This is a genomic window from Streptomyces sp. SLBN-31 (genome assembly GCF_006715395.1).
In the GTDB taxonomy this organism is placed as follows: Bacteria; Actinomycetota; Actinomycetes; order Streptomycetales; family Streptomycetaceae; genus Streptomyces.
Window position 1 is genome coordinate 3,220,782 of the sequence record NZ_VFNC01000001.1, and the last position, 22,714, is coordinate 3,243,495.

General features: G+C 71.8%; 18 protein-coding genes. 9 read left to right on the forward strand and 9 right to left on the reverse strand.

The annotated features are described in order from the left end of the window. The first annotated feature begins 230 nt into the window (after nucleotides 1–230). Nucleotides 231–2,828: a rifamycin-inactivating phosphotransferase gene (gene rph, locus FBY22_RS14850; protein ID WP_142145839.1), complete on the forward strand. Its 2,598-nt coding sequence runs from the start codon at nucleotides 231–233 to the stop codon at nucleotides 2,826–2,828. A 50-nt stretch (nucleotides 2,829–2,878) separates the two neighbouring features. On the opposite strand, the gene FBY22_RS14855 is transcribed toward rph, so the two are convergent. Together FBY22_RS14855 and FBY22_RS14860 are read right to left on the reverse strand one after the other, a co-directional pair. Further along, a complete protein-coding gene (locus FBY22_RS14855; RefSeq protein WP_142145840.1) occupies nucleotides 2,879–3,622 on the reverse strand; it encodes a cyclopropane-fatty-acyl-phospholipid synthase family protein in 744 nt (247 codons plus the stop codon). 58 nt (nucleotides 3,623–3,680) lie between these two features. Further along, the gene (locus tag FBY22_RS14860; RefSeq protein ID WP_142145841.1) at nucleotides 3,681–4,004 is read right to left on the reverse strand and encodes a hypothetical protein; all 324 of its coding nucleotides are present in this window, start codon (nucleotides 4,002–4,004) and stop codon (nucleotides 3,681–3,683) included. 183 nt (nucleotides 4,005–4,187) lie between these two features. Here FBY22_RS14860 and FBY22_RS14865 point away from each other — a divergent pair, with 183 nt between their 5' ends. The 3 genes from FBY22_RS14865 (at nucleotide 4,188) to FBY22_RS14875 (ending at nucleotide 7,523) form a co-directional block, all read left to right on the forward strand. After that, entirely contained in the window at nucleotides 4,188–4,880 is a 693-nt protein-coding gene (locus FBY22_RS14865; protein WP_260844841.1) for a GAF and ANTAR domain-containing protein, read from the forward strand. Nucleotides 4,881–5,224: 344 nt separating this feature from the next. Beyond that, nucleotides 5,225–5,920, forward strand: a complete 696-nt coding sequence (locus tag FBY22_RS14870; protein WP_142147648.1) for a GAF and ANTAR domain-containing protein — start codon at nucleotides 5,225–5,227, stop codon at nucleotides 5,918–5,920. A 139-nt stretch (nucleotides 5,921–6,059) separates the two neighbouring features. Continuing rightward, a complete protein-coding gene (locus FBY22_RS14875; protein ID WP_142145843.1) occupies nucleotides 6,060–7,523 on the forward strand; it encodes an aminotransferase class I/II-fold pyridoxal phosphate-dependent enzyme in 1,464 nt (487 codons plus the stop codon). Nucleotides 7,524–7,547: 24 nt separating this feature from the next. Here the strand turns inward: FBY22_RS14875 and FBY22_RS14880 are convergent, their stop codons facing one another. From FBY22_RS14880 to FBY22_RS14890, 3 genes are read right to left on the reverse strand one after another with little or no spacing between them, the layout of a single operon-like run. Next, entirely contained in the window at nucleotides 7,548–9,245 is a 1,698-nt protein-coding gene (locus tag FBY22_RS14880; protein ID WP_142145844.1) for a RecQ family ATP-dependent DNA helicase, read from the reverse strand. An 8-nt stretch (nucleotides 9,246–9,253) separates the two neighbouring features. Next, nucleotides 9,254–9,469: a hypothetical protein gene (locus FBY22_RS14885; RefSeq protein ID WP_142145845.1), complete on the reverse strand. Its 216-nt coding sequence runs from the start codon at nucleotides 9,467–9,469 to the stop codon at nucleotides 9,254–9,256. A gap of 56 nt (nucleotides 9,470–9,525) precedes the next feature. After that, the gene (locus FBY22_RS14890) at nucleotides 9,526–11,280 is read right to left on the reverse strand and encodes a SpoIIE family protein phosphatase (RefSeq protein WP_142145846.1); all 1,755 of its coding nucleotides are present in this window, start codon (nucleotides 11,278–11,280) and stop codon (nucleotides 9,526–9,528) included. A 289-nt stretch (nucleotides 11,281–11,569) separates the two neighbouring features. Between FBY22_RS14890 and FBY22_RS14895 the strand changes: the two genes are divergently transcribed. Continuing rightward, nucleotides 11,570–13,561 carry a hypothetical protein gene (locus FBY22_RS14895; RefSeq protein ID WP_260844843.1) on the forward strand — a complete coding sequence of 664 codons (1,992 nt, stop codon included), beginning with the start codon at nucleotides 11,570–11,572 and terminating at the stop codon, nucleotides 13,559–13,561. 63 nt (nucleotides 13,562–13,624) lie between these two features. Here FBY22_RS14895 and FBY22_RS14900 read toward each other — a convergent pair whose 3' ends face one another. Continuing rightward, nucleotides 13,625–13,882 carry an acetyl-CoA synthetase gene (locus tag FBY22_RS14900; protein ID WP_260844844.1) on the reverse strand — a complete coding sequence of 86 codons (258 nt, stop codon included), beginning with the start codon at nucleotides 13,880–13,882 and terminating at the stop codon, nucleotides 13,625–13,627. Between the two features lie 52 nt (nucleotides 13,883–13,934). On the opposite strand from FBY22_RS14900, the gene FBY22_RS44155 reads away from it, so the two are divergent. The 3 genes from FBY22_RS44155 to FBY22_RS14910 all read left to right on the forward strand — a co-directional run bounded on the left by FBY22_RS44155 (nucleotide 13,935) and on the right by FBY22_RS14910 (nucleotide 17,784). Next, nucleotides 13,935–14,249 carry a hypothetical protein gene (locus FBY22_RS44155; protein WP_174267051.1) on the forward strand — a complete coding sequence of 105 codons (315 nt, stop codon included), beginning with the start codon at nucleotides 13,935–13,937 and terminating at the stop codon, nucleotides 14,247–14,249. Nucleotides 14,250–14,379: 130 nt separating this feature from the next. Continuing rightward, complete coding sequence (locus FBY22_RS14905; RefSeq protein ID WP_142145848.1) at nucleotides 14,380–16,188, forward strand: stealth family protein; 1,809 nt, start codon at nucleotides 14,380–14,382, stop codon at nucleotides 16,186–16,188. A 474-nt stretch (nucleotides 16,189–16,662) separates the two neighbouring features. Continuing rightward, complete coding sequence (locus FBY22_RS14910) at nucleotides 16,663–17,784, forward strand: SGNH/GDSL hydrolase family protein (protein WP_260844845.1); 1,122 nt, start codon at nucleotides 16,663–16,665, stop codon at nucleotides 17,782–17,784. Here FBY22_RS14910 and FBY22_RS44415 read toward each other — a convergent pair. Beyond that, nucleotides 17,732–18,328, reverse strand: a complete 597-nt coding sequence (locus tag FBY22_RS44415) for a hypothetical protein (protein WP_186363012.1) — start codon at nucleotides 18,326–18,328, stop codon at nucleotides 17,732–17,734. The genes FBY22_RS14910 and FBY22_RS44415 overlap by 53 nt on opposite strands. Before the next feature lies 1 nt (nucleotide 18,329). Further along, on the reverse strand, nucleotides 18,330–19,979 hold the full coding sequence (gene ctaD / locus FBY22_RS14920; RefSeq protein ID WP_399211463.1) for a cytochrome c oxidase subunit I: 1,650 nt from the start codon (nucleotides 19,977–19,979) through the stop codon (nucleotides 18,330–18,332). 371 nt (nucleotides 19,980–20,350) lie between these two features. Here ctaD and FBY22_RS14925 point away from each other — a divergent pair, with 371 nt between their 5' ends. Then, nucleotides 20,351–21,961: a GAF domain-containing sensor histidine kinase gene (locus tag FBY22_RS14925; RefSeq protein WP_142147654.1), complete on the forward strand. Its 1,611-nt coding sequence runs from the start codon at nucleotides 20,351–20,353 to the stop codon at nucleotides 21,959–21,961. 12 nt (nucleotides 21,962–21,973) lie between these two features. Here the strand turns inward: FBY22_RS14925 and FBY22_RS14930 are convergent, their stop codons facing one another. Continuing rightward, a complete protein-coding gene (locus FBY22_RS14930) occupies nucleotides 21,974–22,690 on the reverse strand; it encodes a response regulator transcription factor (protein WP_142145850.1) in 717 nt (238 codons plus the stop codon). Nucleotides 22,691–22,714: the final 24 nt, after the last annotated feature.

The following is a 22,714-nucleotide window of genomic DNA, read 5'->3' on the forward strand; positions in this document are numbered from 1 at the left end:
AGAACAAGCAGCGCCCGAAAAACAACAAAGGCAAGGAGACCTCTCCTTGCCACTCTCAACTTATAGCGCACTGGGGGGCTTGCGGCAAGGCCCGGGTCACGGCGCAGAATCGTCGGCCAAGGCCATGACCTGCGGAGATGAGGGCGCTACATGGGTGGGCTGTTAACGGGGGCGGGCGTTGGACCGGCCGGTGCGGGGGACGAGGGCACGGCTGCCCGGGAGGAGTCGCGATGAGTGAGCAGTACGTGCTGGATCTTGATGAGGTCGACGAGACGCAGGTCGCGGTCGTCGGCGGCAAGGGCGCCCATCTGGGCGGCCTGGCACGGATCGAGGGCGTCCGGGTGCCGGGCGGCTTCTGTGTGACGACGGACGCCTTCCGGCAGATCATGGCGCAGGTGCCGTCGATGGCGGACTGGCTCGACGTGCTGTCGCAACTGAACCCGGGCGACCGGGCGGGGATCGGCACGCTCAGCGCGCGGATCCGCCGGGCCGTCGAAGGGATCGCCGTACCGGACGACGTGGCGGCGGCCGTCACCGGCGCGCTCGCCCGGCACGGCGAGCGGGCCGCCTACGCCGTCCGGTCCAGCGCGACGGCGGAGGACCTGCCGACGGCGTCCTTCGCGGGCCAGCAGGACACGTACCTGAACGTCGTAGGAACGACCGCGGTCATCCAGCACATCAGCCGCTGCTGGGCGTCCCTGTTCACCGAGCGAGCCGTGACCTACCGGCAACGCAACGGCATCGACCACCGCACGGTCCACATGGCCGTGGTCGTGCAGCGGATGGTCCTCCCGCGGGCGTCCGGCATCCTGTTCACGGCCGACCCGGTCACGGGCAACCGGAAGGTCGCCACCGTGGACGCCGGGTTCGGTCTCGGCGAGGCCCTGGTCTCCGGCCTGGTGAACCCGGACGTCTTCAAGGTGCGGGACGGCGAGGTGATCGCCAGGACGGTCGCCGCCAAGGAGCGCGCCCTGCACGCCCTGCCGGACGGCGGTACGCGGGAGACGGCGGTCGACGCCCGGTTGCGTGAGCAGCCGGCGCTGACGGACGAACAGGTCCTGCGGCTCGTGCGGCTCGGCCGGGACATCGAGGCGCACTTCGGCAGTCCCCAGGACATCGAGTGGTGCCTCGTCGGAGACGACTTCCGGTTCGTCCAGAGCAGGCCCGTCACGACGCTGTTCCCCGTCCCCGAGGCCAACGACCGGGAGAACCACGTCTACGTCTCCGTCGGCCACCAGCAGATGATGACCGACGCCATGAAGCCGCTGGGGCTCTCCCTGTGGCGGCTGACGGCCATGGCGCCGATGCGGGAGGCCGGCGGGAGGCTGTTCGTCGACGCCACCCGGCAGCTTTCCTCACCCGCGAGCCGAGCCCGCCTCCTGGATCTCATCGGACGGGGAGATCCGCTGACCAGGGACGCGCTGGAGACCGTGCTGGAGCGCGACGGCTTCGTCCCGACGCTCCCGGACGCGGCTCCCGGCGGGCCGCCTGTCACCGGCGCTTCCGCGCGGCTCGACACCGATCCGGCCATCGTCACCGAGCTGATCAAGCGCAACGAGGAGTCCCTCGCCGCCCTGGAGCACGACATCCGGAACCGGACCGGACCGGCGCTGTTCGACTTCCTGCTGGAGGCCTTCGAGGAGCACAAGCGCGTTCTCACCGATCCGCTCAACCTCCCCGCGATCATGGCGGGGATGGAGGCCACCTGGTGGCTCAACGACAAGCTGCTGGAGTGGCTGGGCGAGAAGAACGCGGCCGACACCCTCACGCTGTCCGCTCCCGGAAACGTCACATCCGAGATGGGGCTGGCGCTGCTCGACGTCGCGGACGCCATCCGCCCGCATCCGGAAGTGGTGGCCTTCCTCCAGGGGGTCGAGGACGAGCACTTCCTGGACGAGCTGGCCGAACTCCCCGGCGGGATCGAGGCACGGGCCGCCATCGAGGGCTACCTCGAACGGTACGGAATGCGCTGCGTCGGCGAGATCGACATCACCAGACCCCGTTGGCGCGAGCGCCCCGACACGCTCCTGCCGCTGATCCTCGACAACGTCAGGAACTTCGAACCGGGCGCCGCCGAGCGGCGGTTCGAGCAAGGGCGGCGGAAGGCGCGGGAGAAGGAAGAGGAGGTGCTGTCCCGCCTGCGGGCGCTGCCCGACGGCGACCGCAAGGCCGACGAGACCAAGCGGATGATCGACCGGGTACGGACCTTCATCGGATACCGGGAGTACCCCAAGTACGGCATCGTCAGCCGCTACTTCGTCTACAAGCGGGCGCTGCTCGAAGAGGCCGAGCGCCTGGTGCGGGCCGGGGCGCTGCGGGAGAAGGAGGACGTCTTCTACCTCACCTTCCAGGAGTTCCACGACGCCGCGCGCACGAAGCGGGTGGACGAGCAGCTCATCCGGCGGCGCGAGGAGGCCTTCCGGTCGTACAAGGCGCTCACACCGCCGCGGGTACTCACGTCGGACGGCGAGACCCTCAACGGGGCGTACCGGCGCGACGACGTACCGGCCGGCGCCCTGATCGGCCTGCCGGTCTCCGTCGGGACCGTCGAGGGAAGGGCCCGGGTCGTCCTCGACATGGCGCAGGCCGATCTCGAGCCGGGCGACATCCTGGTCACGGCCTGCACGGACCCGAGCTGGTCGCCCCTGTTCGTCGGAATCGCGGGCCTGGTGACGGAGGTCGGCGGTCTGATGACGCACGGCGCGGTGATCGCCCGGGAGTACGGTCTGCCCGCCGTCGTGGGCGTGGAGCGGGCCACCCGGCTGATCCAGGACGGACAACGCATCCGGGTGCACGGGACCGACGGCTACGTCGAGGTCCTGCCCTGACCGCCTGAACCGCCCCCGCGATGCCGGCCCGCCCCGGCATCGCGGCCGGCTCAGGCGGAGCCCGGTGTGGGACGCAGCACGAGGGAGAAGAAGCCGAAGGGATCCCGGTAGACGCGGAGCCATTCCGTACGCCGGGTCGTGGCCGTCCGCAGTGCCTGCGCGCTGTGCGGGTCGTTGGGGTGGTCCAGGGCCCAGGCGGCCAGGTAGCCCCAGCAGGCCCATTCGTAGTCGTCCAGTTCCTGACGTGTGCTGACGTGCCCGTCCACGGGAGTCCAGCCCTCGGCGACGACCCGGTCCACGGTCGTCGCCAGGTCGGTGAAGTCCCCGAGCATCTCCACGGCCTCCTGCGAGGGAGGCCTTTCCCAGAAGCCGTCACCGATGAGGACGAGGCCACCGGGGGCCAGGTGCCGGCGGGCCGCCGCGAGCGTGGGGAGCAGGCCGCCGAAGGCGTGTGCGGCCCCGAAGCTGAGGACCACGTCGAACGGCTCCTCGGGCGCGAACTCCTCGGCCTTGCGGTGGTGCAGTACGAGACGGTCCCGGACACCGAGGCCGCTCGCCGCGGCGGCCGCCTGGGCGAGGGCCTCCTCGGATATGTCCACACCCTCGGCACGGACGCCGGGTCGCATGTCCAAAGCGCGCAGGAGCCACTCCCCGGTGCCGCAGCCGAGGTCGAGAACCCGCTCGTCGCCCCTGGGCAGCGCGCGTTCCAGCAGGCGGCGCACCGAGTCGTCGGAGAGCGGGGACTTGATCGGGTGTTCGGTATGAGCGATGCGGGAGATCTGTTCGCGATTCACCGGGGCAGCGTGCCAACGGCGTGGCGTGTCCGCACCTCATTTACGCCCGGCACCTCGGTCACCCCCGGTAGGGCGCCAGCACACGGTCCAGCTCGTCGGTCACCGCGGCGGGCGCGTCCAGCCCCTGCACCACGTTCAGCAGGTGTTCCGCCACCGTGGCGACGTCCATCCCGACGGCGCGGCCGAGGTCCGCCAGCACCTGCCTCGCCTCGCCGAGGGGCACGGGCCCCAGCACGGCCAGAGCGCCTTCCGCCATGTGGACGGCGGACTGCGCCGCCAGCGCGCGACGGAACTGGTCATCCTCCGACGGGGCCGGGCCCTGGCGCAGGACAGTGGTCGAGAGGAGGCTGAGGACACGCGATTCCGGTCTGGGAGAGTGCATACGACCGCCTTGGCATGGGACTGGGAACTCCAATTACCCGCAATCACCTGCTCAATAGCGCCGTATGGGCCATGGTCACATCACCCTCACCGTCGGCGGACCCTCGCCGTCCGCATGGGTCCGCGGCCCGCGAGAGGGCGGGCGGTAGGCTGGCCGGACCGGTGATCGAGGCGGGTGGTGGCGGTGGAGTGGCGAGAGTTCGCCGAGGCGATGGCCCAGCTCGCGCGGAACCTGCTGGCGCAGGAGTCGGTGCAGGGGACGCTGGACGAGATCGCGAACTCGGCGGTGCGACTGGTGGAGGGCTGCGACGCCGCCGGAATCCTGGCGGTGCGCAAGGGCCGGGCGGTCACCCTGTCCGCCTGCGGGGACGTGGTCGAGGCCTCCGACCGTCTGCAGGGCGAGCTGGCCGAGGGCCCCTGTTTCGACCTGGCCCGACGAGCGAACGGGGAGCGGGTCTTCCGGATCGAGGACATGACGCGGCCGCAGGAGTCCTGGCCGCGGTTCGCGGAGGCGGCCCGCTGGCTGGGGATCGGCAGCATGACCGGGGTGCTGCTCTACACCCACGACGAGGACTTCGGCGCGCTGAACCTGTACGCCCGCCGCCCCGGCGCCTTCGGCAAGGACATCGAGACCGCCGGCTGGCTGCTGGCCTCGCACGCCGCCGTCGCCCTGGCCGACGCCCGCACCATCGACCAGCTCGAGGACGCCATGAAGACCCGGCACGCCATCGGCGAGGCCATGGGCATCCTGATGGAACGCCACAAGCTGAGCGAGGACGACGCCTTCGACGTGCTGCGGCGCATCTCCCAGCAGCACAACATCAAGCTGCGTGACGTCGCCCAGCGCGTGCGCAGAGACCCTCCGGGCCAGGCCTGATCACATCGTTCGCACGAGGGGCCACGGGCGGGCGGGTGTCGGGGGGGAATCGCACCCGCCCGGCCCGTGGGCAAGGACCCGCACGGGGGAAGCGGGCCTTGCGGGCCTTGATCAGGGCCCACCGGTTACAGCGCACCGCGCACCCCATGTGTCACAGTCCACTGCTCCCTCGACGCCGGCCCGGCCGACGGGCCGACGCCGCACCTCGCGTCCGTCGTCGTGGGAGCGCCATGTCGCATCCCGGCGCTCAGCGGGTAACAGCATGTCTCGGAGCCCTGGAGAGGCCCTGACATGGGAGGTGACGGGCGGTGGATCGGCTGGATGGCAACCAGCGCGCGCTCGACATGATCGACTGGCTGACGGAGACCGCCTCGGTACGCGACTTCCTGCAGCACCTCGTGGACGACGCCGTGGGCAACTCGGGGGCGGACGGCTGCGGGGTGACACTGCAACGACGCGGGCGCCCGCTGACCGTGGTCAGCACCGGGGGAGTGGCGGACAAACTGGACGAGAAGCAGTACGGCCAGGACGACGGCCCCTGCCTACAGGCCCTGCGCACCGGTCTCGTCGTCCATGTGCCGGACACCCTGGACGAAGACCGCTGGGGTTCCTACCCGTCGTTCGCGGCCGACCTGGGCATCCGTTCCTCGCTGTCCCTGCCGGTACCGGTGGGCACGCACACCGCCGGGGCGCTGAACTTCTACGCCGCCCAACCGGACGCCTTCACCGAGAGCGACCGCTCCGCCCTGGCGTCGTGCGCCGCACAGGCCGGTGGCGCCATCGCGCTGGCGCAGCGACTGGCCGACACCGAGGACTTCACGCGCGAGCTGCAGGGCGCACTCGCCTCCCGCCGCGTCATCGACCAGGCCATCGGCAGCGTCATGGCGCAGCACCAGTGCACGGAGGAGGAGGCCTTCGGCCTGCTGCGCCGGCTGTCCCAGGAGACCAATCTCAAACTCCGGGACGTCTGCACGCGTCTGCTCACCGATCTCGCCGGCCGGCCACCGGCGCCGCGCCCGCCGCTGCGTCCCCGACCGTGACGCCCCGGCGAAACGCCGGCGCGTCGGCGTCCGACGGCCGGCCCGGCGTTTGAGTGCCCCGACCCGGTCAACACGGTGACCAGAGGGACACGGCCGTACGGCCCGGTCCCCGGACTCGGTGGATGGACGTGGAGGAGTCATGGATCACTCGCGGGTGCCCGTCCTGGAGGCGCTGCAGGAGTTCCGGCGCCGTGGAGACGTGGTCTTCGGTCCGCCCGGCCACAAGCAGGGCCGAGGCGTCGACCCGCGGGTGGCGGAGATCGTCGGCATGGACGTGTTCCGGTCGGACGTGCTGTCCCTCAACGGCCTGGACGACCGCCGCCAGTCCCAGGGTGTGCTCAGCCAGGCGCAGGAACTGATGGCGGACGCCGTCGGCGCCGAGCAGGCGTTCTTCTCCACGTGCGGCAGCTCCCTGTCGGTGAAGACCGCCATGCTCGCCGTGGCCGGTCCCGGCGAGAAACTGCTGCTCTCCCGCAACGCGCACAAGTCGGTGATCTCGGCCGTCGTTGTCAACGGCGTCGAGCCGATCTGGGTCCACCCGAAGTTCGACCGCGAACGGCACATCGCCCATCCGCCGGAGCCCGACGACGTACGGCGGCGGCTCCAGGAACACCCGGACGCCAAGGGCATGCTGCTGATCAGCCCCACGGACTGGGGTACCTGCGCCGACATCCGGGGCGCGGCCCGGGTGTGCCACGAGTTCGACGTCCCTCTGATCGTCGACGAGGCATGGGGCGCCCATCTGCCCTTCCATCCCCAGCTGCCCGCCTGGGGCATGGACGCCGAGGCGGATCTGGTGGTCACCAGCGTGCACAAGATGGGCGGCGCGATCGAGCAGAGCTCCGTCTTCCACCTCCAGTACGACCGGGTCTCGCCCGAGGCGCTCAAGCAGCGTGAGGACCTGCTCGGCACCACCAGTGCCTCGACCCTGGTGTACGCCACCCTCGACGGCTGGCGGCGCCAGATGGTCGAGTACGGACACGACCTCCTGGACGCCGCCCTGCACCGCGCGGAACGCGTGCGCCAGGCGGCCGGGGACCTGCCGGGACTGCGGCCCATGGGCGGGGAGATCATGGACGAGGGGCTCGCCGCGGACTTCGACCCCCTGAAGATCGTGATCGACGTACGCGAACTCGGCATCAGCGGTATGCAGGCCGCCGAGTGGCTGCGCGCCGAACGCCACGTGGACGTCGGCGGCTCCGACACCTGCCGCATCAGCGCCTCCATCACGCACGCCGACGACGACGAGACCGAGAAGGTGCTGCTGGACGCCCTGCGCGCCCTCGTCGACCGGGCGGACACCATCGAGCGCCTACCCCAGGTGCACCTGCCCGAGCCGTCCGTCCTGGAGCTGGAGCAGGCGATGCTGCCGCGGGAGGCGTTCTTCGCCGAGGTCGACCACGTGCCGGCGGAACAGGCCGCCGGGCGGATCGCCGCCGAGATGATCAGCCCCTACCCGCCGGGCGTGCCGGCCATCGCCCCCGGTGAGGTCATCACCGCCGATGTGCTGGACTACCTGCGCAGCGGCGTCGAGCACGGCGTTCTCATCCCGGACGCGGCGGACCCCACGGTGAAGACGCTGCGGGTGGTGGCCCGGCGCTGAGGCCGTTCGCAGGACCGGGCCCGTTCAGCTCTTCTCACCCTCGCGCGTCGTGAGCAGTTCCTGGTCGGCGATCGCGGCCAGGGACAGCGTCCGGTAGCCCATGGAGTCGAACAGGACGGTGATGCGGTCGCCCTCCTCGCTCATCACCGTGCCGTCGCCCCATTCCCGGTGCCGCACCAAGGCGCCCGCCGGATAGGACGGGGCCGCCGGATGGGCCTGACGGGTGTCCTCGGTCTCGCGGACCCCGTCGACGACCGTGTCCTGCGCGGAGGCGGGCACGCACACGTCGCAGTTGTCGCACGGCGCCTCGTACGGCTCACCGAAGTAACCGAGCAGGAAGCGCCGGCGGCAGCCCGTCGCCTCGGCGTATCCCAGCACCATCTCCAGCCTGGACTGCTCCAGTCTGCCGCGGGAGCGGGCTGCCTCCGCGGCGCGTGCGCCGGCGTCCTCGGGCGTTGTGCCGTCGACCGCGCGCACCCGCCCCCGCTCGTCGGTACGGACGACACCCGCCTGTTCGAGGAGGTTCACCGCGGCCGTCGCTCGCCGGCGCGAGAGGCCCGCCTCCCGGCCGATGTCGTCCAAGGGCAGCCACCCGCCGTGTTCGTGGATCTCTTCCGCCACCGAGCCGAGCGTCTCCTCGTCGGGTGCCCGCTGGGCGAAGAGGTGCTGCAGGGCGCTGTCCTGGGGCCGGTAGTGCAGGACGGCGACCGCGGGCCGCCCGTCCCTGCCCGCGCGGCCGATCTCCTGGTAGTAGGCGTCGAGCGAACCCGGCACGGACGCGTGGAGCACGAACCGCACGTCCTCCTTGTCGATGCCCATGCCGAAGGCGGAGGTGGCGACCACCACGTCGGTCTCACCGGCCAGGAAGGCGTCGTGCACCCGGGACCGCTCACCGGACGCCAGACCGGCGTGGTAGGCGTCGGCGGACAGGCCCAGGTCGGCGAGGTCGGCCGCGTACTCCTCGGCGTCGCGGCGGGTGGCGGTGTAGACGATGCCCGGTTTGGGCTCCGCCGCGGCGCGCTCCACGACCGCCCGCCGCTTGTCCGCGTCCTCCTGGAAGCGGCGCACCTCCAGGGCGATGTTCGGCCGGTCGAAGCCGGCGACGACCAGCGCGGGATCGTCCATGTCCAGCCGTCGCACGATCTCCTCGCGTACGGGTGGCGCGGCGGTGGCCGTCAGGGCGAGGACCGTGGGCCTGCCCACCCGCTGGATCGCCTGGGCCAGGCGCAGATAGTCGGGGCGGAAGTCGTGCCCCCAGGCGGCCACGCACTGGGCCTCGTCCACGACGAACAAGGACGGCGCGGCCGCGGCCAGCCGTTCGACGACCTCGTCCTTGGCCAGCTGCTCGGGGGAGAGGAACAGGAATTCGGCGTCCCCGTGGCGTACCGCGTCCCAGGCGGCCGCCGTCTCGCCGGCGGCCTGCGCCGAGTTGACGGCGACGGCGCCGGGCGCCCGCCGGCGGCCGAGCAGGCCGGTGATCTGGTCCCGCTGGAGGGCGATGAGCGGCGAGACCACGACCGTGGGACCGGGGAGCAGCAGCCCGGCCACCTGGTACACGGCCGACTTCCCGGCGCCGGTCGGCATGACCGCCAGCGCGTCACGCCCCTGTACCACGGCCTCCATCGCGGTCGGCTGTCCCTGCCGCAGCTCACTCCAGCCGAACACCTCGGCGGCCGTCCGCCGCAGCCGTTCGGCGACCGTCGCACCGCCCTCGTTCGCCATGCGCTCGCTCACTCGGAGTCTTCCGGCGGCTCCCGGAACTCGGGCGCGAGCGGGCCCCGGTCCTCGGCGTCGTGCACCGCGAACGCGGCGGCGCTCGTGTCGTCCTCGATGGCCTCCTGCACGGAGGGCTCGTCCTCCATGGCTCCGGCGCCGTCCGCCGGCATCGTCTCCTCGCCCCGGTCCTCACGTTCCCGGGCGGACTGTCCGTCGTCACGGTCGGTCATGCGGTCACCTCCGGTCGAAGAACATCGCGCGGCGCGAGTACCCGAACGGCGGCGCCTCACCGCCCGCGGCCGGAGGCGTGCCAGTCCGTCGCGTGGCCGGGGGTACGCAGGGCCAGAAGGGCGACGTCGTCGTCGTTTTCGGCCAGCCTGACGCGGCGCAGCAACTGGTCGGTGAACGAGCCGAGGGGACGGTGCGCGAGGGCGGCGGCGTGTTGGCGCAGCCGGTTCAGGCCCACGTCCAGGGTGTGACCGCGTGCCTCGACCAGTCCGTCGGTGTAGAGCACCAGGGTGGAGCCGGGCGGGAGGGTGACCGTGGCGTCGGGGCGCGTGGTTCTGGCACCGGTGCCCAGGAGCAGGCCGTGGCCCTCGGTGAGGTAGTGGGTCAGGCCGTCGCGGCTGATCAGCAACGGCGGAGGATGGCCCGCGTTGGTCCAGGACAGCCGCCAGTGGCCGTCCTCCGCCGCTTCGAGTCGGCCGAAGAGCACGGTGGCCATGGAGACGTCGGTGATGTGCTGGATCGCCTCGTCGAGCCGTTCGACGATCCGGCTGGGCGGTTCCTGCTGGGACCAGGCGTAGGCGCGGAGCATGTTGCGCACCTGGGCCATGCCGGCCGCGGCCTCCAGGTCGTGGCCGACGACATCGCCGATGGCCAGGGCGGTGGAGCCGTCGGACAGGCGGAAGGCGTCGTACCAGTCGCCGCCCACCTGCGAGGCGTGCGGCGCGGGCAGATAGCGGACCGTCATCTGCAGGTCCGGCACGCCCGGCATCTGGGGCAGCAGATGGTTCTGCATGGTCTCGGCGACCTTGCGCTGACGCTGGTAGAGGCGGGCGTTGTCCAGCGCGAGACCGGCACGGCGGGCGATGTCCTCGATCAGGGGGAGCTCGGCCGAGGTGAAGGCCACCGGGTTCTCGGAGCGGCCCACCGTCAGGGCGCCCAGCACGTCGCGTGTGCTGCGGATGGGGGCGATGGCCGCGGAGTGCATGCCGGTGGCGTCGAACAGGCGGCGCTGCTCGACCGCTATGCCGGCATCCGGCGGCTGCTGGTAGGTGTGCTGGTCCGCCAGGGTCGAGGCGACCCCGCGCAGGGCACGGGAGAGCGGCATCGCGGATTCCTGCGGGACCGGCGGCATCGGGCCCTGCAGGTCCTCCCGGTGGAGCAGGGTGCCGTCGTCCTCGGCGTGGACCACGACGGTGCGCCACACCTCGTCGCCCTCGCTGATCAGGTCGACGACCGCCCAGTCCGCCAGCCGGGGCACGACCAGTTCCACCAGTCGGCGCAGCGTCTCGTCGGTGTCCAGCGTGGAGGTGAGCCGCGTGGTGGTCTCGGCCAGCAGGGCCAGGCGTTCCAGCTCCGGCATCGGCTCGGCCGCCGGCTCCGGTTGCGGGACCGTCTCCAGCGGGTCCTCGGCGGCGTGGAAGACGATGAGCGTGCGGCCCCCGTCGGCGCCGACCTCGTACGGCGTGATCATCCAGGAGATGGGCAGCAGTCTGCCGTCCGCGCGGGCGAAGTAGTCGATGTCGGCCTGGGCCGGGCGCCTGTCGTGGAACGCCTGGCGCATGCGGCACTGTGTCCTCGGCAGGGTCTGGCCCTGCGGTCCGCGGTGCAGCAGCTCGTGTGCGTCGTGGCCGAGCAGGTCCTCGGCCGGCCAGGCCAGCAGCTGCTCGGCGAGGACGTTGGCGGCGATGATGCGTCCTTCGTCGTCCACGACGTACGCCCCGGCCCCGATGGCCTCAAGCGCCGTGGTCAGCTCGGCGGACGGCGACGGCACGGTCCGTCGCCGTGCGGTCCCCCTGTTCACCGGCTCCGCCATGTCCTCACCTTCTCGTCGCTCGCGCTGCCGCCGCCCCCTGTCCCGGGTGCCCTTCCCCGTATGCCCCTCCGAAGGGGAAGTGCACGCCGATTCGAATCCACGTCCGAGGCCCGCGCGGAAGCCGAGTGAACGCCGGTGTGAATCGAAGGTGAACAACTTCCGCTCTCAAGGTGCACAACCATGCGCCCTCTGTCCAAGTCGAACTGGCATGCGCGGTGCTACCGCCAGTAGTCAGTTCCGTGGGGGGAACATGTCCATGATGGCCCGTCGGTTGTGTGGTGTCCTGCGCGTGCGCGGGACCACTGACCTGCTCCTCGTCCTCTTTCTGGCCGCCGGTTTCGCGGCCCTGCCCGTCTGCGCGCTGCTGCCGTCGCTGGGCGGTTTCGCCGTCGCGTCGACCGTCAGTTATGTCGCGGACGAGGCGCTGCACGTCCGCGCCCCCGGCTTCGTCCGCCGGCTGGCCACGCTGCAGCTCGACCGCACGCTGCGCTTCGCCGTCCGGACGGTGATGCTGCTCGCCCTGGCCGACCGGATGAACGCGCCCGACTCCCTGCTGGTCGCCGCACTCGCCGTCTTCAGCGCTCATTTCGCGCTGGTGATGCTGTTCACCGCGCTGCATCACGCGATCCGCAGACGGCGCGTCCTGCCTCTGGTGGTGCGCAACCTCGACATGAGCGCGCTGCCCATCCCGAAGCAGCCGCCCGCCGTGCTGTTCCGGCGCTTCCTGCGCAAGCTCCTCCATCTGGACCTGGCCGCCCATGTGGGACTCCTGGCCGCGCTCGCCACCGGCAGCCGGGTACCGGCGTACATCGGCTTCGCCCTGACCGTCGGCGTCACCGCGGGGGCGGTGGCCGCACTGCTGGGGCAGTACGTCCGGGTGCGCCGTATGCCCCCGAGGGAAGAGATCTTCGCCGAGGTCAACCGTCAACTCGCCGCCCACCGGCCCGAGGTGGCCCTGTACTTCAGCTTCGCCGCGGTGTCCCGGGACTTCATGTACCAGGTCAACATGTGGATCGAGACGCTGGAGCAGCTCGACCGGCGCCCGCTGATCATCCTTCGTGAGCGGGCCTCGTTCCGTCATCTCAGCCGGACCAAGCTCCCGGTACTCTGCGTGCCCAAGGCCGACGATCTCGCCGAACTCGACCTGTCCGGCATCCGGGTCGTCCTCTATCCCGGCAACGCCGGCAAGAACGTGCACATGCTGCGCGTGGCCGAGGCCAAACACGTCTTCATCGGCCACGGCGACAGCGACAAGCTGGCCAGCAGCAACCGGGTCAGCAAGGTCTACGACGAGATCTGGGTGGCGGGCCGGGCCGGCCGCGACCGCTACCGGCGCGTCCGGCACGCCATCAGCGAGGAGGCCATCGTCGAGGTGGGCCGCCCGCAGCTGGCGCCGATCCGGCTGCACGCCGACCACACTCCGGGCCCGCGGCCGGTCGTCATGTACGCCCCGACCTGGGAGGGCTGGAGCGACGACGACTGCCACACCTCCCTGATCCCGATGGGCGTCCCCCTGATCGACAAGCTCCTCGCCGACGACGTCCGGATCCTCTACAAGCCGCATCCGCTCACCGGCAGGCGGTCGGCCGAAGCGGCCGCCGCGGACCGGGCGATCCGCGAACTGCTGGAGGCGGACAACGAGCGCCGGGAGGCCGTACCGGCGCGGTCGGCCTCCGCCGCGGCCCGCTCGCGGCTGACGTGGATCCGGGCGCGGCTCGACGAACTGGCCGGACGGCAGGCCGGCGACGATGCCCAGCAGACCCGTGAGGCACGCCCGCCGCAGCACGACGACGCGGCCGAGTGGCACGCCCTGCACGCCGAGTGGCACCAACTCTTCTGGGAGAGCCGCGGCCCGGTCGCGCACCACGTCGTCCTGGAGCAACTGCCCACCCTGTACGAGTGCTTCAACCAGGCCGACGTGCTCATCAGTGACGTGTCCTCCGTGGTCGCCGACTTCGTCGCGGGCCTCAAGCCGTACGTCCTGACCAACGCCCACGACCTGCCCGACGAGGAGTTCCGGGCCGCCTACACCACGGCGGGCGGCGCCTATCTGCTGGATCACGCGTGCAGTCGTCTCCCGGACATCCTGCGCTCGGTGCGCGAGCCCCGGCACGACCCGATGGCCCCGCACCGCCGCACGCTCAAGGAGTACGTCCTGGGCCCGGACCACCCCACCTCCATGGCGCGGTTCAACGCCGCCGTCAACGCCCTGGCCGACAAGGGCGCGGCGGAACTCGCCGAGGACCGCACCCTGTGGGAATCGAACGACCTCGTCGGATGAGTGACCGGGGCACCGGTGCGTCAGGGCCGACCGGGCGAAGGCCGGCCCTGGGAGCGGCCGGGCTCAGCCCTCTCGCGGGTACGGGGTCACGGTCACGTCCAGCGTGAACGCGACGCGCGCCGCGCCCGCCACGTCCGGTGCCTTCGCCGGCGCGGTGACCCTGGCGGTGCCGCCCCGGGTCCCGGCGCACCGCAAGGTGGCGTGCGCGGTGCCGTCGGTGTCCAGGCGCCAGCCGGTCACCACGACGAACACCGGCGCGGAACTGCGCACGTCCGTCCACCGTTTGTCGTCCACCCGGGGCCGCAGCACCAGGGAGATCACGGTTCCCGGCCGCACGCACAACCGTCGCCGAACCGGGTCGCCCGGTTCGACGGTGACCCGCGCCAGCCCCGCGACACAGCCGGTGGCCGTGGGGGAGGGCGAGGCGGCCGATCCGGACGGCGCGGAGGACGAGGGCGGCCGGGAGGGCCGCGCCGGGGTGCCGGACGAGGGCTCCGAGGAGGGGCGGCCCGACGGACGGCCCGAGGGACTGCCCGTCGCCGACCCGCCGCCGTCCGACGAGCCGCACGCGGCCAGCGTCAGCACCGCGGCCACCGCCCATGCTCCGGCCCACCACCGCATGCGCCCACCTCCCGGACCGTTCGTGTACCCACCAGCATGCTCCGCGTTCCCGCACGAAGTCGCGTGAGCATCCGAACGTCCCCCGGTTGTCTGCCCGTCCGGCCCTCGATCGAGGACCGCGGACCCCCGCGCCGACGCTCCCCACGGCGGGATATTGATCAGGGAAGCCACGTGACGCACGGGGGGAGCACGACATCATGGGTACGGCAACTCCCCACAGGCGTACGCCGTCCAGGGCGACGTCGGCAGGACCCGCGGTCCGCCGCAGTCTCGAGGGCTCCGCGCTGCTGCGCGCCTATCGCCGCCTCGTTCCCGCACGGGTCAGACGCGCCGTCGTGGCCCGTACCTCCACCGCGGCCCGCGCCCGGATGAAGCAGTACATCGCGGTGGTGCCGTCCCTGCGGCACCTGCTCGGCAGGATGCGCGCGTTCGGGCTGCGGTGCCTGCGACCGGGCCTGTACCGGGGCCCGGACCGCGCCGTGCGTCTGGTGCGGGACGTCCCCAAGGCGGTGATCACGGAGCCGGACGTCTCACCGCTGGCGGCGCGCAACGCCAACGCGGCGGCGGTGCGCCGCGCTCTCGACGACGCGGGTATCGACTACTTCTGCGTCCGCGGCCGCAGCCACACCGCGGCGGCCGTCGCGGTCGCCGCCGAAGACCGGCGGCCCGTCCTGCGCGCCCTGGCGGCGGCGTGCCGTGCCCGGCCGGGCTACGTCTGCTCCCTCGACACACGCTGGCACGAGCGCAGGGCGACCCGGCCGGGCTTCCACCGTGCCGCCTGGCGACGACTGGCTCTCGCCGACGTCATCCGCGTGACGTGGTACCACGGTGATCCGGACGGCCGACTCACGCTGGGCCCCAAGTACGGCTGCGACGTGGAGTTCTGGCCCGGCGAAGGCGACACGTTGCTCGCCCCGCGCCCCAACCGCACGGCCGACCAGGTGCCCCGCACGGACACCCCGGTGCACGCCTCCGACTCCCTCTTCACCTGGCTCGCCCCCGCCGACCCCCCGTTGCCGCGGGTGCGCACGCGCAGGGAGTTCGCGCGTCCCGCGCCCGACGACATCCGCTTCCCCGTGGACGTCGTGTACACGTGGGTCGACGGCGACGACCCGGAGTGGCTGCGCCGCCGCGAGGCCTGCACCGGGCAGGGCTATCACGAGGAGGCGGCGAACGCGGCCCGCTACCTCAACCGGGACGAACTGCGCTACTCACTGCGCTCCCTGCACCTCTACGCACCCTGGGTGCGCACGGTCCACCTCGTCACCGACGAGCAGACCCCGTCCTGGCTGGACGTGAGCGTGCCCGGTCTGCGCGTCGTCAGCCACAAGGACATCTTCGACGACCCGAGCCTGCTGCCCACGTACAACTCACACGCCATCGAAAGCCAACTGCACCACATCGACGGCCTGTCCGAGCACTTCCTGTACTTCAACGACGACGTCCTCCTCGGCCGGCCCACCACACCCCAGGACTTCTTCCTCGCCAACGGCCTCACCAAGTTCTTCCCCTCGACCGCCCTCATCCCCCAGGGCCCGCCCTGCGCGGAGGACACGCCCGTCGCCGCCGCGGGCAAGAACAACAGGGCCCTGATCGAGGCCACGTTCGGCACCACGATCAGCCAGAAGATGAAGCACACACCGCACGCGCTGCGGCGCAGCGTCCTGTACGAGATCGAGGAGAGGTTCCCGCTCCAGCATCACGCCACCGCGGGTCACCGGGTGCGCAGCCTCGACGACGTGTCGATCGTCTCCTCCCTGCACCACTACTACGCCTTCCACACCGCCCGCGCCGTCCCCGCCCGCCTTCGCTACGCCTACCTCGACCTCTCCCACCCGGCGCTCGCGGCCCGCCTGGGCAGCCTGCTCGCGCGTCGGGACCGCCACGTGTTCTGTCTGAACGACACGGTCTCGCAGGCACAGGACCTGCCGGACCAGCAGGCCCTGCTGTCCTGGTTCCTGAAGGCGTACTTCCCGCTTCCCGGTCCGTACGAGACCCGGAGCTGAACTCCCGCGGCGGGCGGACCACTTGAAACCGGGCCGACAATCGTGCCCGGCCGGGGGATTGATCGCGGTGAGCCGGGGTAGACGGGCGCCGTGTAACCAGTGGGGCGGCGCGGTCCTGGGGAGGTCGTGCGCCGCCCCACCTTTCGTGGCCCGGACACAGACCGTCGACGGGGAGGGCCCCGACCACTTCTCGTGGTCCCTGATCACGCGGTGCGCAGCCCCCCGCTGCTCCTCCGCGTCCCTGTACGGGGCCCTCCCCGTCTCCTCAACCCAACCATCCGCCCACCGTCCTCGCGAGGGCCATGCGGCCCTTTCCGTCTTCCCCGAGGGTCCCGATCGGGCCGACACCCGCTCGCACGGGGTTGACCGGGGCCGGTGGGCCGGTCACCGTGAGGTGACACTGAGGGTGGGAGCGCTCCCATCATTGGCGTCACCCGCCCGGACCGTTGTCACCGATCGACAGAGGATGACCTCATGCGGACGCTTTCGACACCCTGCTTATCCCGCCGGACCCTGATGACCGGCGTCGCCGCGGGCCTGGCCGCCGCGGTGGCGCCTCCCGCGCGGGCGGCCACCGCCCCGGCCCGGTTCCACACCGCGGGCCGGGTCGAGCAGGCACCCGACGGTTCCGTCCGGTACTCGTGGCCCGGCGTCTACTTCGAGGGAAGGTTCCGCGGCACCGGCGTCGGCATCGTCCTCGACGACGCCGACAACGACTACGACGTGTCGATCGACGGAAGGACCGCGGCCACCCTCGTGACCCCCGGCAGGACCACCCACTGGATCCGGGGCCTCGACGACGCCGTGCACAGCGTGCGGATCGTCAAACGGACCGAAAGCCCGTGGGCCGCGGGCCGGTTCGGCGGCTTCGTCGCCGCCCCCGGAGGCGCGGTCCTCCCCGGCCCCCCTCGCCGGAGACGGCAGATCGAGTTCATCGGCGACTCGTACACCGCCGGCTACGGCAACCTCTCCGGTACGCGCGACTGTTCGGCCAACGGCGGAGTCAACCGCAACAGCGACGCGGACCAGTCCTTCGGCGCCCTCACCGCCCACGGCCTCGACGCCGACTACCAGCTCAACGCCTTCTCCGGCCGGGGCATGGTCCGCAACTACAACGGCAGCAGCCCGGGCACCGACTTCCGCACCTACTACGACCGTGCCCTGCTGAACGCCGAGGGCGACGTGTGGCACAGGCCGCCCGGATGGCGGCCGCAGGTCGTCGTGATCGGGCTGGGCATCAACGACTTCTCCACCCCGCTCAACCCGGGCGAGCGCTGGAGCGCGGCTGCCGAACTCGTCGCCGACTACGAGACCGCCTACCACGGCTTCCTCGACAAACTGCGGGCCCTGTACGGTCCCAGGACGTTCCTCCTGGTCAGCGCCACCCGACTCGCGGACACCACGGTGTTCGCCGAGACGACCCGACGGATCGTGCGAACCCGCAACGAGCAGGGCGACGACCGGGTCCGCCACTGGTACTACGACGGCGCGGACCTGGACCACCTGGGCTGCGACTGGCACCCCTCGGTCCACGACCACCGGATCATCTCCGGTCTGCTCGACGACCGGCTCGCCGCTCTTCCGCTGCGCTGGTAGCCGGGAGGCCCGAGCGCCGGGCCGTCCGCGCGTGCGTGGCCGCGAGGACGAGGATCAGGCCCGCGACCGCGACCGGCGCCGCGGCCACCAGCCAGTCCACTCCGCCGCCCGTGCCCGGGCTCACCGCGACGGCGGCGGCGACCGCGGCGACGGCCAGGGCGGAGCCCAGAAGGGCGGCGAAGACGTAGCGGGCGCTGTCGTCGCCCCTGCCGTGCCGGGGCGGGTTCGGGGTCAACGCCGCCCAATGGCGGGCCACTTCCCGCCGCTCGTCCCGGCGCCGGACGAGCGAACGGATGCGGAGGCCGACCGTGGCGACCGCGCCCGCCGCGGCCGTCCCGGCGACCGGCCACCATGTCTGCGCCACGAGGAGCAGGACGGCGACGAGGCCGGCCGTGCCCCAGCCGCTCAGGCAGGCGGCCGCGGCGAAGCGGCGGGAGTCCGGGCGGTCGGCTCCCGCGCGCAGGTCGACGAGGGCGGGGACGTACCAGACACAGCCGGACGCGGTCACCAAGGCGGTGCCGACCGCCAGGACGGCCTGTGCCATGTCACCTCACCGCCTCGGCCTCGAGAGCGGCGATCTCCGGGTGGTGAAGGTCGAACGCCGGTGACTCGGACCGGATCCGGGGCAGCGAGGCGAAGTTGTGGCGCGGGGGCGGGCAGGAGGTGGCCCACTCCAGCGAACGGCCGTAGCCCCACGGGTCGTCGACGCCGACCGGCTTGCCGTACTTGGCGGTCTTCCACACGTTGTAGATGAAGGGCAGGATCGACATGCCGAGCAGGAACGAGCCGATCGTGGAGACCGTGTTCAGGGCGGTGAAGCCGTCGGCCGCCAGGTAGTCGGCGTACCGGCGCGGCATGCCCTCGGCGCCCAGCCAGTGCTGCACCAGGAACGTGGTGTGGAAGCCGATGGTCAGGGTCCAGAAGGTGATCTTGCCGAGGCGTTCGTCGAGCATCTTGCCGGTCATCTTCGGCCACCAGAAGTGGAAGCCGGCGAACATCGCGTACACCACCGTGCCGAACACCGTGTAGTGGAAGTGCGCGACCACGAAGTAGGAGTCGGAGAGGTGGAAGTCCATCGGCGGCGAGGCCAGGATGACGCCGGTCAGTCCGCCGAAGGTGAAGGTGATGAGGAAGCCGGTGGTCCACAGCATCGGGGTCTCGAAACTCAGCGACCCCTTCCACATCGTGCCGATCCAGTTGAAGAACTTCACACCGGTCGGGACCGCGATGAGGAACGTCATGAAGGAGAAGAACGGCAGCAGCACACCGCCGGTGACGTACATGTGGTGCGCCCACACCGTCACGGACAGACCCGCGATCGCGATGGTCGCGCCGATCAGGCCCATGTAGCCGAACATCGGCTTGCGGGAGAAGACCGGGATGACCTCGGAGACGATCCCGAAGAACGGCAGCGCCAGGATGTACACCTCTGGATGGCCGAAGAACCAGAAGAGGTGCTGCCACAGCAGGGCCCCGCCGTTGGCCGCGTCGAAGACGTGCGCGCCGAACTTGCGGTCCGCCTCCAGCGCGAACAGCGCGGCCGCCAGCACCGGGAACACGATGAGGATCAGCACCGCGGTCAGCAGCACGTTCCACACGAAGATCGGCATACGGAACATCGTCATGCCCGGCGCGCGCATGCAGACGATGGTGGTGATGAAGTTGACCGCGCCCAGGATCGACCCGAAACCGGACAGCGCCACGCCCATGATCCACAGGTCGGCGCCGAGCCCCGGCGAGTGGACCGCGTCGGACAGCGGGGCGTACAGGAACCAGCCGAAGTCGGCGGCACCGCCCGGGGTGAGGAAGCCGAACGCGGCGATCGAGGAGCCGAACAGGAAGAGCCAGTAGGCCAGCATGTTCAGGCGGGGGAAGGCGACGTCCGGGGCGCCGATCTGCAGCGGCATGATCCAGTTGGCGAAGCCGGTGAACAGGGGCATGGCGAACATCAGCAGCATGATCGAACCGTGCATGGTGAACGCCTGGTTGAACTGCTCCTGCGACATGATCTGCATCCCGGGCCGGGCGAGCTCGGCCCGCATCAGCAACGCCATCACGCCGCCCACCAGGAAGAACACAAAGGCGGTGACGAGGTACAGCGTCCCGATCTTCTTGTGGTCGGTGGTCGTCAGCCAGTCCGTCCAGGCCGGCCGGCTCTCCTCCCGCCCGACCGGCTGTCCCGCCACGGCGACCACGGCCTCCGGGCGCGCGGGTACCACCTGCTGTATCTGTGCCTCGTCCACCGGACGGCGTCCTCCCGATCTGCTCATGTCGTACGACGAGCCGGGAAGGGCCACGGGTGAGGGATGTGACCGGGCCTTCCGGGCCGCCGCCACATGATCGGCCGAGGGGCACCCGGTCCCGATAGGGTCCAAAGTCCCCCGCGTCGGCCCACCGTGGGGGCCCAACGGCCCCTCTTCGCGCCGACGGGCCGACGGACCCCCGGTCAGGACCTCGCGTGTCGTACGCTGCTGAGCACCAGACCGGCCCAGGAACGGCGGGTATGTCCGAATCACCAGCGCGGGCGGCGCTCCCGTCACGCCCACGGCTCGACGCACCGGAACGGATGCACGGCCTCCTGAACGCGGTCATGAACCTCGGTCGCGGGCTGGAGCTGTCCCAGGTGCTGCGCGGCATCGTGGAGGCCGCCGTCGAGCTCACCGACGCCGAGTACGGCGCCCTCGGTGTGATCGGCGAGGGACAGCGGCTGTCGCAGTTCCTGACGGTGGGCATCCCCGACGACGCGGCGGCCCTGATCGGCCGGCCCCCTCGCGGGCGCGGCATCCTCGGTGAACTGATTCGCCACCCGGTTCCGTTGCGCCTCACCGACCGGACACGGCACCCCGGCAGCCTCCGTCTCCCCGAGCACCATCCGCCGATGCGCGGCTTCCTCGGGGTGCCCATCCGCGTCCGCGACGAGGTGTTCGGCAACCTGTACCTGACCGAGAAGCGGGACGGCGCGGACTTCGACGCCGACGACGAGGCCCTGTTGACCACGCTGGCCAAGGCCGCCGGCGTGGCCATCGACAACGCCCGCAGATACCACGACAGCCGCCGCCGGGAGCAGTGGCTGGAGGCGCTCGGCGAGATCGGCCGCAGTCTGCTCGCCGGCACCGAGACGCGCGCGGTGCTGGGCCTGATCGCCCGGCGGGCGAGCGAGCTGGCCGACGCCGACCAGGCCGTCGTCCTGCTCCCGTCCGGCCCCCACGGCGACCGGCTCATCGTCGAGACCGCGCACGGGCCCGACGCCGAGCACCTGACGGGTCTGTCCTTCCCGGCCCACGGCTCCCTCGCCGGGCAGGCGGCGCGCACCGGCAGCGCCGTGGCCACCACGGACGCCGGGAGCGACCCCCGGGTGCGCCCGTTCGGCGCCGGGGACGGCACGGCCCCGTACGGGCCCGTCGTCGCGGTCCCGCTGCCGCTCGACGCCGCGTCCTGCGGTGCGCTGCGGCTGAGCCGGCACAGCGGGCGAGCGGCCTTCGACGACACCGAGGTGCTTCTCGTCTCCCGTTTCGCCGACCAGGCAGCCCTCGCCCTCGAACTCGCCCGGCGCCGCGCGGAGTCCGGGGAACTGGCCGTCCTGCGCGAACGCGACCGGATCGCCCGCGACCTGCACGACCTCGCCGTCCAGCGGCTCTTCGCCACCGGCATGACCCTGCGGAGCACCACTCGCAATCTGGGCGGCGCGGACGCCGTCGAACGCGTCGGACGGGCGGTGCGGGACCTGGACACCACCGTCGAGATCATCCGTACGGCCATCTTCGAACTGCGGTCCGCCGGTGACGACCGGGGCGGAGCGGGACTGCGCCGTCGTATGCCCGAGACCGTCCGGCTCGCCGCCCGGTCCCTCGGGTTCGGCCCGGCACTGCGGATCGAGGGGCCGGTGGACTCCACGGTTCCAGTCGAGGTGGCCGAGCAGGTGCTCGCCGTGACCGGCGAGGCGCTCGACGGCATCGCCCGGCACACCGGCGCCACCCGGGCGGACGTGTTCCTGGCCGTGCCGATGACCGGGGACCGCCTGACCCTCACGGTGACGGACGACGGCACGGCCCCGCACGGGGACAAGGGGCCCGGCCTGCGCTCGCACGCCGAGCGGTACGGCGGGACGCTGACCGTCGAGCCCACCGCCGACGGCGGCACCCGAATATCGTGGCGGATACAGCTGCCCGCCGACTGAAACGGCCGCCGGCTACCGGAGAGGCCCTTGCCGCTCGCGCAGCCGGCCGGCCAGCAGTGCCGCCTGGACCCGGCGGTCCACGCCCAGTTTGGCCAGGATGGACGAGACCCGGTTCTTGATGGTCTTCTCGGCGAGGAACAGCCGCTCGGCGATCTGACGGTTCGTCAGTCCCTCGCCGATCAGGTCCAGGATCTCCAGCTCCCGCGGTGACAGCCGCTCCAGCTCGGGCGACACGGCCGGCTCGGGCGCGGGCAGCGGGGCCCGCAGCCTCGCCATCACCCGTGCGGTCGCCCTCGGGTCCAGCAGGGACTGCCCGCCCGCCACCTTGCGCACGGCTTCCACCAGGTCGGAGCCGTCGATCCGCTTGAGCACATACCCGGCCGCGCCCGCCATGATCGCGTCGAACAGGGCCTCGTCGTCGTCGAACGACGTCAGCATCAGACAGGCCAACTCCGGCAATCCGGCCCGTAGTTCGCGGCACACCTCGACCCCCGCACGGTCGCCGCTGCCGTCGTCGCCCAGCCGTACGTCCAGCACGGCCACCTGCGGGCGGACGGCGGGCACCCGGGCGAGCGCCTCCTGTGCGGTCGCCGCCTCCCCGGCCACGGTGATGTCCGGTTCGGCCTCCAGCAGGTCACGCACCCCCCGGCGCACCACCTCGTGGTCGTCGAGGATGAACACCCGCAGCGGTGCGGCGGGTCCGGGGGAGGGGACGGAGTCGGTGCGCATGGGAACTTCCATGGAGGGTCGGAC